9 protein-coding genes and 1 pseudogene are annotated in these 13,596 nt (G+C 63.2%); 6 read left to right on the forward strand and 4 right to left on the reverse strand.

The genetic code is table 11. The features are described from left to right. Positions 1 to 11: 11 nt before the first annotated feature. Together BF95_RS10435 and BF95_RS27865 are read right to left on the reverse strand one after the other, a co-directional pair. Positions 12 to 485: an Hsp20 family protein gene (locus BF95_RS10435; RefSeq protein WP_171899275.1), complete on the reverse strand. Its 474-nt coding sequence runs from the start codon at positions 483 to 485 to the stop codon at positions 12 to 14. 103 nt (positions 486 to 588) lie between these two features. Further along, a complete protein-coding gene (locus BF95_RS27865) occupies positions 589 to 732 on the reverse strand; it encodes a hypothetical protein (RefSeq protein ID WP_161774267.1) in 144 nt (47 codons plus the stop codon). A gap of 273 nt (positions 733 to 1,005) precedes the next feature. Here BF95_RS27865 and BF95_RS10440 point away from each other — a divergent pair, with 273 nt between their 5' ends. From BF95_RS10440 to dnaE, 3 genes and pseudogenes are all read left to right on the forward strand, one after another. After that, positions 1,006 to 2,256: a lipoprotein-releasing ABC transporter permease subunit gene (locus BF95_RS10440; RefSeq protein ID WP_043151322.1), complete on the forward strand. Its 1,251-nt coding sequence runs from the start codon at positions 1,006 to 1,008 to the stop codon at positions 2,254 to 2,256. Then, the gene (locus BF95_RS10445) at positions 2,249 to 2,923 is read left to right on the forward strand and encodes an ABC transporter ATP-binding protein (protein WP_043151323.1); all 675 of its coding nucleotides are present in this window, start codon (positions 2,249 to 2,251) and stop codon (positions 2,921 to 2,923) included. Before BF95_RS10440 ends, BF95_RS10445 begins: the two co-directional genes overlap by 8 nt. Positions 2,924 to 2,991: 68 nt before the next feature. Then, positions 2,992 to 6,536: pseudogene (dnaE, locus tag BF95_RS10450) on the forward strand (DNA polymerase III subunit alpha). On the opposite strand, the gene BF95_RS10455 reads toward dnaE, so the two are convergent. Further along, entirely contained in the window at positions 6,537 to 7,601 is a 1,065-nt protein-coding gene (locus tag BF95_RS10455) for a PA0069 family radical SAM protein (protein WP_043151324.1), read from the reverse strand. It abuts the pseudogene before it with no gap. Positions 7,602 to 7,704: 103 nt separating this feature from the next. Here BF95_RS10455 and rnr point away from each other — a divergent pair, with 103 nt between their 5' ends. Then, positions 7,705 to 10,005 carry a ribonuclease R gene (rnr, locus tag BF95_RS10460; RefSeq protein ID WP_043151325.1) on the forward strand — a complete coding sequence of 767 codons (2,301 nt, stop codon included), beginning with the start codon at positions 7,705 to 7,707 and terminating at the stop codon, positions 10,003 to 10,005. A gap of 100 nt (positions 10,006 to 10,105) precedes the next feature. Here rnr and BF95_RS10465 read toward each other — a convergent pair whose 3' ends face one another. After that, positions 10,106 to 10,837 (reverse strand): SIMPL domain-containing protein, encoded by a 732-nt coding sequence (locus BF95_RS10465; protein ID WP_043151326.1) that lies wholly within the window; start codon positions 10,835 to 10,837, stop codon positions 10,106 to 10,108. A 140-nt stretch (positions 10,838 to 10,977) separates the two neighbouring features. Between BF95_RS10465 and BF95_RS10470 the strand changes: the two genes are divergently transcribed. Together BF95_RS10470 and BF95_RS10475 are read left to right on the forward strand one after the other, a co-directional pair. Then, positions 10,978 to 12,759 carry an ABC-F family ATP-binding cassette domain-containing protein gene (locus tag BF95_RS10470; protein WP_043151327.1) on the forward strand — a complete coding sequence of 594 codons (1,782 nt, stop codon included), beginning with the start codon at positions 10,978 to 10,980 and terminating at the stop codon, positions 12,757 to 12,759. Positions 12,760 to 12,873: 114 nt separating this feature from the next. Then, on the forward strand, positions 12,874 to 13,593 hold the full coding sequence (locus BF95_RS10475) for a VIT1/CCC1 transporter family protein (protein ID WP_043151329.1): 720 nt from the start codon (positions 12,874 to 12,876) through the stop codon (positions 13,591 to 13,593). Positions 13,594 to 13,596 lie beyond the last annotated feature (3 nt).

Raw genomic sequence — 13,596 nt, forward strand, 5'->3', positions numbered from 1 at the left:
CATTCCACCGCTCATGCGGCGTCGCGGTCCTTGGCGGTGATCTCCACAAGCTGACCGCCATTGATGGCGATCTTCTTGGGCTTCATCGCTTCGGGCACTTCGCGCAACAGGTCGATCACCAGCAGGCCATCGGCGAGGTCAGCCTTTTCCACCCGCACGAAATCGGCGAGTTCGAACCGCCGCTCGAAGCTGCGGTTGGCGATGCCGACATGCAGATATTTGGACCGATCCGATGCCGACCCTTCATCCTTGCGACCGATCACCTGGAGCAGGTTCTGCTGCGCAGTGATGTCGATCTCATCAGGACGAAAACCGGCGACGGCCAGCGTCACGCGATAGCGATCCTCCGACAGGCGCTCGATGTTGAACGGGGGATAATTGTCACCCTGGCTCAACCGGGCGTTGTTTTCGATCAGGTCGAACAGACGATCGAAACCGACGGTGGAACGACGATAGGGGGTAAGGTCAAATGCACGCATTGTCATAATCTCCCAAAGAGCAAAATGAACAAGCCGGACCCGAAACAGGCGTCCAGCGATACTGCGTCCAACCCCATGTGGCGGCTGGACAGCGTGGATATGGTTTTGCCTAAAGCGGTTTCAAGAGGTCAGGATGCGGCCGCCCGATGGCCGGAAAAAGCAGGCCTTGGACCTTTTGTCCAATGGCGATCATCAGAAAGCGCAGCCAAATAAAAAGCGCCCGGATCGTGTTTTCACGATCCGGGCGCTTCATAGACGATCACTCGTCTCCCCCTTGGCCTGCCTCAACCGCTTCTCAGCCCCCTAAGCTCGAAGCGGGATGCAGTATCCCTGAACCACGGCCTTTTACCTGTGCTTCTAGGGTCTTGCTATGACTGCGGCGGCCCGGAGTCACGGGCAAAATCGGGCGATTGTGATTTTGCGGTGCGCCCTGTGGCCAGGATGCAACAATCTGGCAATGCTTGCCGTTCGGCCCCGCCATGCCTAGACGATCAGCCTATCCTTCCACAGAGGCCGTCCGCGCCACATGATTCTTTCCCGCTACGAACGCATGATCGCCAAGCGCTACCTTTTGCCCGGCAAGGGGGAAGGGTTCATCTTTCTGGTTGCTGGGATCAGCCTCGCCGCAGTGATGCTCGGCGTCGCCGCGCTCATCATCGTCATGAGCGTGATGAACGGCTTCCGCGCCGAACTGTTCGACAAGATTGTCGGCCTCAACGGTCATGCCGTGGTGCAGGGCTATGGTGGTCGCCTGCCGGACTGGCAATCGGTGCTGGCGCAGGCCAGGGCGACGCCCGGCGTCACCAACGCCACGCCGATGATCGACCAACCGCTGCTCGCGACCTTCAACGGTCGTGTGGAGGCGGTGCTGGTCCGTGGCATGACGGTGCCCGACATTCGCGCAAACAAGACGCTCAAGGGCAAGGTTTTGGCCGGCAGCCTGAACAATCTGGTCGCCAATGGAGGCAAGATCGGCATCGGGTCGCGGCTGGCCGAGAATATGGGTGTCCAACTAGGCGACAGCCTGACCATCGTTAATCCGGCGGGGCGATCGACGCCGTTCGGCACCGTGCCGCGGCAGGTCGCCTATCAGGTCGCCGCCATTTTCGAAGTCGGCGTCTATGATTATGACAAGGCCATGGTGGTCATGCCGATCGAGGATGCGCAGACGCTGCTGCTGCTGGGCGACGTCGTGGGCATGATTGAGGTCGAAACCGTGGATGCCGATCGGGTCGGCCAGATATTGGAGCCGCTCGCTGGCAAGGTTGCGGGTCGAGCTGTGGTAAACGACTGGCGGCAGATGAACGCTTCGCTGTTCGAGGCGCTGGCCGTGGAGCGCATCGCGATGTTCGTCGTCCTCTCGATCATCGTGCTCGTTGCCGTGTTCAACATCCTCTCCTCGCTCATCATGCTTGTTCGCGCCAAGACGCGCGACATCGCCATCCTGCGGACGATGGGGGCGAGCCGGATCGGGCTGGTCAAGATTTTCATGACGGTCGGCGTCACCATCGGCACGCTGGGCATGGTGGCGGGCATGGTGCTGGGCTTCACCTTCCTCTTCTTCCGCCAGGGGATCGTCAACGCGATCCAGTTCGTGACGGGGCAAAATCTCTGGGATCCGTCGATCCGCTTCCTGACCGAATTGCCATCGCAGCCTGATCCGGTGGAGATCGCCACCATCTGCATCATGGCGCTGGTGTTCAGTTTCCTTGCCACCCTCTATCCGGCCTTCAAGGCCGCCAATACCGATCCGGTCCAGGTGCTGCGCTATGAATGACATATTGAAGGTCACGGGCCTCACCCGCAGCTTCACCCAGGGCGGCGTCACCATCGATGTGCTGCGGGGCGTCGACCTCAATGTAGGGCCAGGCGAGATCGTGGCCCTGCTAGGCCCATCGGGGTCGGGCAAATCAACGCTGCTCCAGGCGGTCGGCCTGCTGGAAGGAGGGTTCGAAGGATCGATCCGCATCGATGGCGAGGAAGCGGCCAAGCTCGACAATGACGGCCGCACTCGCCTGCGCCGCGATGCCCTGGGCTTCGTCTATCAGTTCCATCACCTGCTGCCCGATTTCAACGCGACCGAAAATGTGATCCTGCCGCAAGTGATCCGCGACGTGGACATGGGTGCTGCCAAGGCGCGCGCCGAATCGCTGCTGACCGCGCTCGGCCTTGGCCATCGGCTCGACCATCGGCCCAGCCAGTTGTCAGGGGGCGAGCAGCAGCGCGTCGCGGTCGCCCGCGCCCTCGCCAACCGTCCGGCGCTGGTGCTGGCCGACGAGCCGACCGGCAATCTGGACGAGCGCACGGCGGATATCGTCCTTGCCGAATTTTTAGGGCTGGTTCGTGGCGAAGGATCGGCGGCGCTGGTCGCTACCCATAATGAACGGCTCGCCAGGAAGATGGACCGCGTCGTTCGGCTGCACGAAGGGCGGCTGGAGAGTTGAGCGATTTACCCACAGCTTTTGTCGGCATCAGGCTGGCCTCATCGGACGCGCCTGCCTAGACTGACCTGATGCCTCATGCCGCTTTCGTTCCCCTCCGCATATTCTCCTCCTACACCATGCTGGAAGGCGCGATCGATCCCAAGGTCATCGCCAAACAGGCCAAGGCGCTGGGCTTTCCGGCCGCCGCCATCACCGACCGCAACGGCCTCTATGGCTCGATGGCCTTTTCCGACGCGTGCAAGAGCGATGGGGTACAGCCGATCATCGGCGCGATGCTGGGCATCCTGCGGCCGGGCCGTCCAGCCAATGCGTCGGCGGTCCATGATTGGCTCGCCCTCTATGCGCAGGATGCGACGGGCTATGACAATCTTTGCGCGCTCGTCTCAATGGCCCATCTCGACCGGCCGTTGGAAGAAGTGCCCCATGTCGGCCTCGACGTGCTGGAAGGTCGCACCGATGGACTGATCGCGCTGACCGCAGGTGGGGAAGGGGCGCTGGCGCGCCTCTTTGTCGAGGACCAGCCCGACGCAGCCTTCGCCTATGCCGACCGGCTGGAAGCGCTGTTTCCCGACCGGCTCTATATCGAACTTTGTCGCCGTCTCGATCCGGTCGAGGGTAAGGCCGAACCGCATCTCCTCGATCTGGCCTATGCGCGCGACCTGCCCTTGGTCGCGACCAACCCGACCTGCTTTACCGAGCCGCATTTCCACGCCGCGCATGACGTCATGCTCTGCATCGCCGACAGCGCCTATGTCGACATGCCCGACCGGCGGACCAGTTCGCCCGACGCCTGGATGAAGCCGACCGGCGAAATGAAGCGGCTGTTCGAGGATTTGCCCGAAGCGCTTGCCAACACGCTGGTTGTGGCACAACGCTGCGCCGTCGCCGCGCCCAAGCGCAAGCCGATCCTTCCTAGTTTGGCAGGTGACATTGAGGGCGAGGCAAGGATGCTGCGCGAGTCGGCCAGCGCAGGCCTCGAAGCGCGGCTCGCCAAGCTGGGCATCATCGACAGTGCGGCCCGTCAGACCTATCTGGACAGGCTCCAGTTCGAGACAGACATCATCATCCAGATGGGCTTTCCCGGCTATTTCCTGATCGTCGCCGACTTCATCAAATGGGCGAAGGATCACGATATTCCGGTGGGTCCGGGCCGTGGGTCCGGTGCAGGGTCGGTTGTTGCCTGGGCGCTGCTGATCACGGATCTCGATCCGCTGCAACTGGGCCTGCTGTTCGAACGCTTCCTCAACCCGGAACGTGTGTCGATGCCCGACTTCGACATCGATTTTTGCGAAACCCGGCGCGGCGAAGTGATCCGTTACGTCCAGCAGAAATATGGTGTCGACCATGTCGCGCAGATCATCACCTTTGGAAAATTGAAGGCGCGCGCCGTGCTGAAGGACACCGGCCGCGTGCTCCAGATGAGCTATGGCCAGGTCGATCGGCTCGCCAAGCTGGTGCCCAACCATCCGACCGACCCCTGGACCCTGGAACGCTCGTTGAACGGTGTTGCCGAATTTCGCGCCGAATATGACAATGACGCGCAGGTCAAACGGCTGATCGACTATGCGATGAAGCTGGAAGGCTTCCCGCGCCATAGCAGCACCCATGCGGCGGGCGTGGTCATCGGTGACCGGCCCTTGCAGCAACTCGTGCCGCTCTATCGCGACCCTCGATCCGACATGCCCGTCACCCAATTCGATATGAAATATGTCGAGGGCGCAGGCCTGGTAAAGTTCGACTTTCTGGGGTTGAAGACGCTGTCGGTGCTGCAAAAGGCGGTCCAGTTACTGGCGACGCGCGGGGTGACGGTTGATCTCGACACGCTCGCCTGGGAGGATAGCGCCGTCTACGACTTGCTCCAGCGCGGCGACACGGTCGGCGTGTTCCAGTTGGAATCCGAAGGCATGCGCAAGACGCTCGCCGCCGTCCGGCCGACCAATTTTGGCGACATTATCGCGCTCGTCTCGCTCTATCGGCCCGGCCCGATGGACAATATCCCGATGTTCGGTCGCCGAAAAAATGGGCAGGAAGAGATTGAATATCCCCACATCCTGCTGAAACCGATCCTCGAAGAAACCTATGGCATCTTCGTCTATCAGGAACAGGTGATGCAGGCCGCGCAAATCCTTGCGGGCTATAGCCTTGGCGACGCCGACCTTTTGCGCCGCGCCATGGGGAAGAAGGTCAAGGCCGAGATGGACGCGCAGCGCTCGCGCTTCGTCGAGGGCTGCGCTGCCAAGAGCGACATTCCCAAAGCCAAGGCGAACGAACTGTTCGATTTGATCGACAAATTTGCAGGCTATGGCTTCAACAAGAGTCACGCCGCCGCCTATGCTCTGCTCGCTTATCAGACCGCCTGGCTCAAGGCGCATTATCCGGCGGAATTCTACGCCGGGTCGATGGCCTTTGATATCCACCTGACCGACAAGCTGACGATCTTCGTCGATGATATGCGCCGCATGGGGCTGACCTGTCTTGCGCCCGACATCAACCGCAGCCAGGCGGACTTTTCGGTCGAGGCGGTGCCTTATGAAGGCGAAGACCCGCGTTTGGGCTTTGCCGTACGCTATGCTTTGGGTGGCCTCAAAGGCGTGGGCGAGAAGGCGATGGACCAGTTGGTGGCGGAGCGCGATGCGGCCGGGCCTTTCGAATCGCTGGATGATTTCGCCGACCGCATCGAACCGCGCCTGCTCAACCGGCGGCAGTTGGAAAGTCTGGCGGCGGCGGGGGCGTTCGATGATGTGCATCCCGACCGCGCCGGGGTCCATGCTGCTGCGGAAACGATCCTGGCCGTTGGTGTCAGTGCGGCGCAGGCGCGGGAGAGCGGGCAGGGTGGTCTGTTCGGCGACGTTGAGACGCCCCATGCTGATGTCCGCATTCCGCCGCATCAGSCTGGACCGTGTCCGATCGTATGGCGCAGGAAAAGGAGGCGTTCGGCTTCTATTTCTCCGCCCATCCGGTCGATCGCTACCGCCATCTGGCCGATGCGCGCGGCGCGCGCAGCTATGGCGCGGTCTGTCAGCAGCCGGTGGGCATGCCGAACGAGGAAGGGCGCGTGATGACGATCATGGCGGCGATGGTGGAAGATGTGCGCTGGCGCGAAACCAAGCGCGGCGCGCGTTATGCCAACGCGACCTTCTCCGACAGTAGCGGCCAGTTTCAGGCCAGTTGTTTTGAGGAAGATGCGTGCAAGGCGATTGAGGAATTGGCGCGCGACGGTGATTGCGCCCTGCTAGTCGTCGAACTGGATCGGCTGCCGGGGGAAGAAACGCCGCGCGTCACGGTTCGCGGCGTCGAACCCTTCCGCCAGATCGCCAGTGCTTCGCGCATGGAATTGACGGTGGACGTGGAAACGGCGGAAGCGGTTGCCAAGCTGGCGGAGATATTGAGCCAGGCCGAAGGTGGCCGCAGCGAGATATTCCTGCGCGCGCCGGTCAGCGATGGTCAGGCGGCGCGCGTCTTCCTGGGCGACAGGTTCAGTCTGGGCGCGGATCAGGTCGATGCGATCGGTGCGATCCGGGGTCTGACCATCCACCGCTTCGAGCGGATGGACGTGAAGGCTGACGGCTATAAGACGCGCACCCGCCGGTCGGGCATGCGGTTGGTGGGTTGATCAGAAAAGCCGCATCTGCGCCCCTTCGGGTGGGCGGAACAGGTCGGTGCGCAAGGTCAGCCGATCGTCGCCAAAGCCCGCCTTCCGGCGCGCCTTGACGAAGCGGCTGCGGATCAGGTCGGCCCAGACCCCCTGTCCGCGCATTCGGCTGCCAAAATTGGGGTCATTGTCGCGCCCGCCGCGCAGGTCGCGGATGATCGCCATCACTTTGGCCGCGCGGTCGGGATGATGCGCGTCGAGCCAGGCGCGAAACAGCGGCGCCACCTCATGTGGCAGGCGGACGAGGATATAGTTGACGTCCCGCGCCCCTGCCGCCGCGACGCGGGCGACCATGCTTTCGATTTCATGGTCGTTGATGGCGGGGATGATCGGCGACATGTTGGCCGACACGGGAATGCCCGCCTGCGCCAGTTGCGCAATCGCTTCCAGCCGCCGTTCCGGGTGCGGCGCGCGCGGCTCCAGTGTGCGGGCAGCCTTGGGGTCGAGCGTGGTGACCGAAATCATGACCGCCACCAGATTGTCGCGGGCCAGATCCGCCAGCAGATCGATATCGCACAGGATGCGGTCGGATTTGGTCGTGATGAAGGTCGGATGCCGCGTTTCGACCAGCACCTCCAGGACTTGCCGCGTGATCCGCCAGTTCTTTTCGATCGGTTGATAGGGATCGGTATTGGTGCCCATCGCGATCGGCGCGACGCTGTAATTTTTCCGCGCTAGTTCGGTGCGCAGCAGGGCGGCGGCGTCGGGCTTGGCGAAGAGCTTGGTTTCGAAATCCAGCCCCGGCGACAGGTCATGATAGGCGTGACTCGGCCGCGCATAACAATAGATGCAACCATGTTCGCAGCCCCGATAGGCGTTGATCGACCGGTCGAAGCCGATGTCGGGAGAAGCATTGCGGGCGATGATGGTGCGTGGTCGTTCGACCGTGACTTCGGTGCGGAGTCGCGGGAGCGCGCCTTCCAGCATCGCCAGGTCGAGCCAGTCGCCGTCGACTGCCCGCTGTAGGAGGTTGAAGCGAGCACTTTCGCCGTTAACGGTCGCGCCTCTGCCCTTTTCGATGGTCATGACCAAGACTAGAACAAATAAGGAACGTTGGCAACATCCTCGACTGAGACTTCGTTCATGCGGGGCACTGGCGTCGCAGGGGCGGCGTCCCTATAGCTGATGCATGGCATCAACCCAAAAACACAAGACACCGGACAAGGTCCGCCCCGCAGGTTTCCCGACGCGCGACCAGGTGATGGATTTCATCACCACATCGGACCAGCCCGCAGGCAAGCGGGAGATCGCTAAAGCCTTCGGCCTCAAGGGTCAGGAGAAGATCGCGCTCAAGGCGCTGCTCAAAGATATGGCCGACGAAGGGCTGATCGATCTTGGTCCAGCGCGCGCTTTTCACAAGCTGGGCGGGGTGCCCAAGGTGACGGTGCTGCGGATCATCGATGTCGATGAAACGACGCTGATCGCGACGCCCGAACGGTGGGAGGCGGAAGGCCAGCCCGCGCCGCGGCTGCGGATCGTGGAGCGTGGCAAGCGTGGCGCGCTGACGATCGGCGATCGCATCCTGGCGCGGACCGAGGAAGCCGGGCGCGGCTGGGTTGCGCATCCGATGAAGAAGCTCGCCAAGGCGACCGAGATGCTGCTGGGCGTAGTTGAGGAGATGGCCGACGGCAAATTATGGCTGCGCCCGGTGGACAAGCGCATCCGCAAGGATACGCCGATCAGCGACGCGGGCAACGCCAAGAAGGGCGACCTCGTTCTGGCCGAGCCATCCGGCCGCCCGCCGCGCATTTCGGCGCGGGTGACCGACATATTGGGCGACCCCTTCGCCCCGCGCAGCTTCAGTCTGATCGCCATTCACAAACATGGCATCCCCCATGTATTCCCCGAAGCGACGGAGGAAGAGGCGCTGGTCGCCGCCGCCCTGTCGCTGCATGAGGAGAAGCGCGAGGACTTACGGCACCTGCCGATCGTCGCGATCGATCCGGTGGATGCGCGCGACCATGACGATGCCGTGTGGGCGGAAGCGGACAGCGACCCGGACAATAGTGGCGGGTTTCGCGCGATCGTCGCTATTGCTGATGTCAGCTACTATGTACGCCCCGGCAGTGCGCTCGATCGCGAGGCGCGCAAGCGGGGAAATAGCGTTTATTTTCCAGACCTTGTCGTGCCGATGCTGCCGCATCAGCTATCTTCGGACATGTGTTCGCTTCGGGCCGGACAGGACCGGGCGGCGATGGCCTGTCACCTGACGATCAATGCGCAGGGAAAGGTGACGGCCTGGCGCTTCACCCGCGCGGTGATCCGCGTCGCGTCGGTTATGGCCTATGAAGATGCGCAGGCGGCGATCGACGGGACGGGCGAGCATGCATTGCTGGAAACGGCGCTCAAGCCGCTTTGGGCTTGCTGGGCGTTGTTGCACAAGGCGCGGCTGGCGCGCGAGCCGCTGGCGCTCGACCTGCCCGAACGGCGGGTGGTGCTGGACGAATGGGGCAAGATCGTCAGCGTCGCTGTCCGTGAACGGCTCGATGCGCATATGCTGATCGAGGATTATATGATCGCCGCCAATGTCGCGGCGGCCAAGGCGCTGGAAGCGAAGAAGGCGCCGGTCATGTACCGCGTCCATGAACCGCCAAGCCGCGACAAGCTGGTAGCGCTCAAGGAATATCTCGCCACCTTCGACATTGAGTTCGCGTTGGGGCAGGTGATCCGGCCCGCTACCTTCAATCATCTGATCAAACGGGTGGGGGAGGCTGAGGCCAAGCCGCAGATCATGGAGCAGATATTGCGCAGCCAGACCCAGGCCTATTACAGCCCGCAGAATATGGGGCATTTCGGGCTGGCGCTCGGTTCTTACGGTCATTTCACCTCGCCGATCCGCCGCTATGCCGACCTTCTGGTCCATCGCGCGCTGGTGGGGGCTTATGGGCTGGAACTGCCTGCGCCCAAGGGCGGGATCATTCCCGACCGATCCTCGCTGAGCCAGGAGGATTATGAGAATATGGGCAAGGTCGGCGAGATGATTTCGGGCCATGAACGGCGCGCGATGGAGGCGGAGCGCGATACGGTCGATCGCTATGTCGCCGCCTTCCTGGCCGCTCATGTCGGCGAACTGGTCAAGGCGCGGATTACCGGGGTGCAGAATTTCGGCTTCTTCGCGACCGTCGATGGCCTCGGCGGTGACGGGTTGGTGCCGGTATCGACTATGGGGGCCGAACGCTTCTTCTATGACGAGGCGGGCAAGGCGTTGGAAGGCGTCGAGAGCGGCGATCGCTATACGGTCGGTCAGCGGCTGGAACTGCGGCTGGCCGAAGCGGACCCGATCAATGGATCGCTACGCTTCGAACTGCCCGATCACCCCGCGCCGCGCGGCGGGCCGATGAAGCGGGACCGGACCAGGCCGGGCAGCCATCGGGGACGGCCGATCAACATCCGGCATGTCGGTGCCAAGCGGGGCAGGCATAAACGGTAGGTGGCATATCAACACCTCCCTACCGTTCATGCGCTGAAGGCCATCCATTCTGGACCTAAGCCGCTTAAGCTTGCGGTTCCGCCTTGGTGGACGCTAGGGCTTATTTGTCCAATGCATATTGTACGGTCAGCGTGACCGACGCGCTGACCTGACCGGGCTCGACCGGCGTCGTCGCGACCGAATCCGCCTTGAAACGCGCGCTTTGCAGCATTGACATTGGCGGCTGGCCACCGCTGTTGTTTTCGCTGATCGAAATCAGCCGCGCGGCGCGGAAACCCGCCGCCTGGGCGTAGAAATCGGCCTGCGCCTTGGCGCTCTTGAGGGCCTGGCCGCGTGCCTGGGCCAGCATTGGCGTGGGATCGTCGATCGCGAAGCTGGGACCGTTGATGTTCGTCGCGCCGGCCGCGACCATCGCGTCGAGCAGCGTACCGACCTTCTTCACGTCGCGCAGCTTGACGGTCAGATTGTTCGACGCTTCATAGCCCAGAAAGCGCGGGCCAGTGGGTTCGCCGTCGCGCTGATTATAGTCATATTGCGCATTCAGGTTGATGCCGCTGGTCTGAATGTCCTTCTTGGCGATACCTGCACGAGCGAGCGCGGCAATCAGCTTTTCGGTCTTGGCGGCATTGTCCTGCATCGCGGCCTGTGCGGTCTGGGCACGGGTCTGAACGCCCGTGCCTACGGTCGCGATGTCGGGCGATCCTGCCACGCTTTCGGTGACGTTGAGCGTTACGACCGGTGCGGTTTCAGCGATGGTCACGCTGGTCTGGGCAGCCGCGATGGCGGGCAGGGCGGCGCTGGCCAAAGCCAGAAGGACGAGGGCAGATTTCATAAAGGGTAAGGCTCCAATAGGGATGCAGGTCTTTTGTATCGGCTGCGATGAACGGACGCTGACATGCGTTGAAAGCCGTAGGACAGCTTCCGGTTCCTTCGCGCTTGCCCCCCGGCGCGCTAAGGCCTAGCTGCACGACCATGGCAGCACCTATTCTTTCCTATGAAAATCTCGGCCTCTCGCAGGGCACCCACTGGTTGTTCGAGGGGATCGATATTCATGTCGGCCAACGCGACCGGCTGGCGCTGATCGGGCGTAACGGCGCGGGCAAGACGACCTTGCTGAAACTCGTCGCCGGGCTGATCGAGCCGGACAAGGGCACACGCTCGGTGCAGCCGGGCGCGCGGGTCATCATGCTGGAGCAAGACCCCGACGTAACGCCCTTTGCGACGCTGCATGATTTCGCGCTGGCGGGCGAGTTTGCGCCTGCCCCGCATGAGGTGGAGGCGATTGCCGACCAGCTCGGCATCGACCTGTCGCGCGAAGCGAAGACGGCAAGCGGCGGCGAACGGCGCCGTGCCGCCATCGCCCGTGCGCTGGCAAGCGAGCCGGACCTGCTGCTGCTGGACGAGCCGACCAACCATCTGGATATCGCCGCGATCGACTGGCTGGAAAATTGGCTGGCGCGCTATAATGGCGCGTTCGTCGTCATCAGCCATGACCGCGCCTTCCTGACCCGGCTCACGCGTCAGACGCTGTGGCTCGACCGGGGTGTCATGCGCCGCAGCGAAATCGGTTTCGGCGGCTTCGAACAATGGATGGAAGCGGTCTATGCCGAAGAGGCGCGGGCGGCAGAGAAGCTGGACGCCAAGCTGAAGATCGAGGCGCATTGGCTGGAACGCGGCGTGACCGCGCGGCGCAAGCGCAACCAGGGGCGGCTCGCCAAATTGTGGGAAATGCGCGAAACCCGCGCCGCGATGCAGGGACCGCAGGGCACTGCCAAGATCGCCGTGGCAAGCGACGACAGCAAGACCAAGAGCGTCATCAAGGCCGAGCATGTCACCAAGATGTTTGGCGACCGGATGATCATTGAAGACTTTACCCTGCGCATCCAGCGCGGCGACAGGATCGGCATCGTCGGTGGCAATGGCGCAGGCAAATCGACCTTGCTCAAGCTGCTGACCGGCGAACTCGCGCCCGACAGCGGCAGCGTGACGCTGGCCCAGACGCTCGACATGATCTTCATCGACCAGCAGCGCAGCCTGATGCAGGGCGACAAGACGGTGCGTGACGTGCTGGCCGAAGGCGGCGACTGGATCGACGTGCGGGGGGTGCGCAAGCATGTCCATGGCTATCTCAAGGACTTTCTGTTCGATCCGAGCCTGGCGGAGGCCAAGGTCGCGACCCTCTCCGGCGGTGAACGTTCGCGCCTGCTGTTCGCGCGCGAATTCGCCCGCGAATCGAACCTGCTGGTGCTGGACGAACCGACCAACGATCTCGATCTCGAAACGCTCGACCTGCTGCAGGAAGTGATTGCCGATTATGACGGCACGGTCCTGATCGTTAGCCATGACCGCGACTTTCTCGACCGCACCGTGACGGTCACGCTGGGGCTGGACGGCACTGGCGTCGTCGATGTGATCGTCGGCGGCTATGCCGACTGGATCGCCAAGCGCGATCCGCGCAAGGCCGCCAAGGCCGAGAAGAAAGCCGTCGCCGCGCCCGCGCCGCCCAAGCCCGTCTCCGCCAAGCTGACCTATAAGGACCAGCGCGACCTGGAACTGCTGCCCAAGCGGGTCGAGGAACTGGAAGCGGCCATCGCCCGCGACGAAGAGGCACTGGCCGACCCGGCGCTCTACACCCGCGATCCGAAAAAATTTGCGGCACTGACCGGGGCGATCGACAAGGCGAAGGCCGAGAAAGAGGCGGCGGAAATGCGCTGGCTGGAATTGGCGGAAAAGGCCGAAGGGTTGGCGGGGTAAGCCACCTACTTCCGTTCGGTTCGAGCGCAGTCGAGAACCCATCGTGCAAACGCTTCTCGACTTCGCTCGAAGCGAACGGCAGTGATGGGACTGGATCGTAACAGGGACGGACCGATGAACGCACAGACCGACATGGCAATCGACCAGCCCCACCACGCGGTCCATTATGTCAACCGCGTTGGTTGGCTGCGCGCTACCGTGCTGGGGGCCAATGACGGGATCGTGTCCACCGCCAGCCTGATGACCGGCATCGCCGCGTCGGGTGCGAGCAGCCAGACGATATTGCTGACAGGCGTCGCCGCTTTGGTCGCAGGGGCCATGTCGATGGCGGCGGGCGAATATGTGTCGGTCAGCGCGCAGTCCGATACCGAGCGCGCGGACCTTGCCAAGGAGCGTAACGCGCTCGCCACCCAGCCGCATGCCGAATGGGTGGAATTGCGCGACATCTATGTCGAACGCGGGCTGACCGCCGATCTCGCAGGGCAGGTCGCGGAGCAGTTGATGGCGACCGATGCGCTTGGCGCGCATGCCCGCGACGAACTGGGCATTTCGGACATGGCGACCGCGCGCCCGGTGCAGGCGGCGCTGGCCTCGGCCGCCAGTTTTGCTGTCGGGGCCACGCCGCCGGTGCTGGTCGCGGCGATCGTCCCTGCGAGCAGCGCGATGGTGGCGATCGTTGGCCTGTGCCTCGTCTGCCTTGCCCTGCTGGGCTATGTCGGTGCGCGGCTGGGCGGGGCGAGGCCGCTGCGGTCCATCTTGCGCACCCTGCTGTGGGGCGCGCTGGCGATGGCGATCACGGCGGCGGTAGGACATCTTTTCGGCGCGACCATATGATGG

The organism is Sphingobium sp. Ant17 (assembly GCF_000588875.1).
GTDB lineage: Bacteria > Pseudomonadota > Alphaproteobacteria > Sphingomonadales > Sphingomonadaceae > Sphingobium.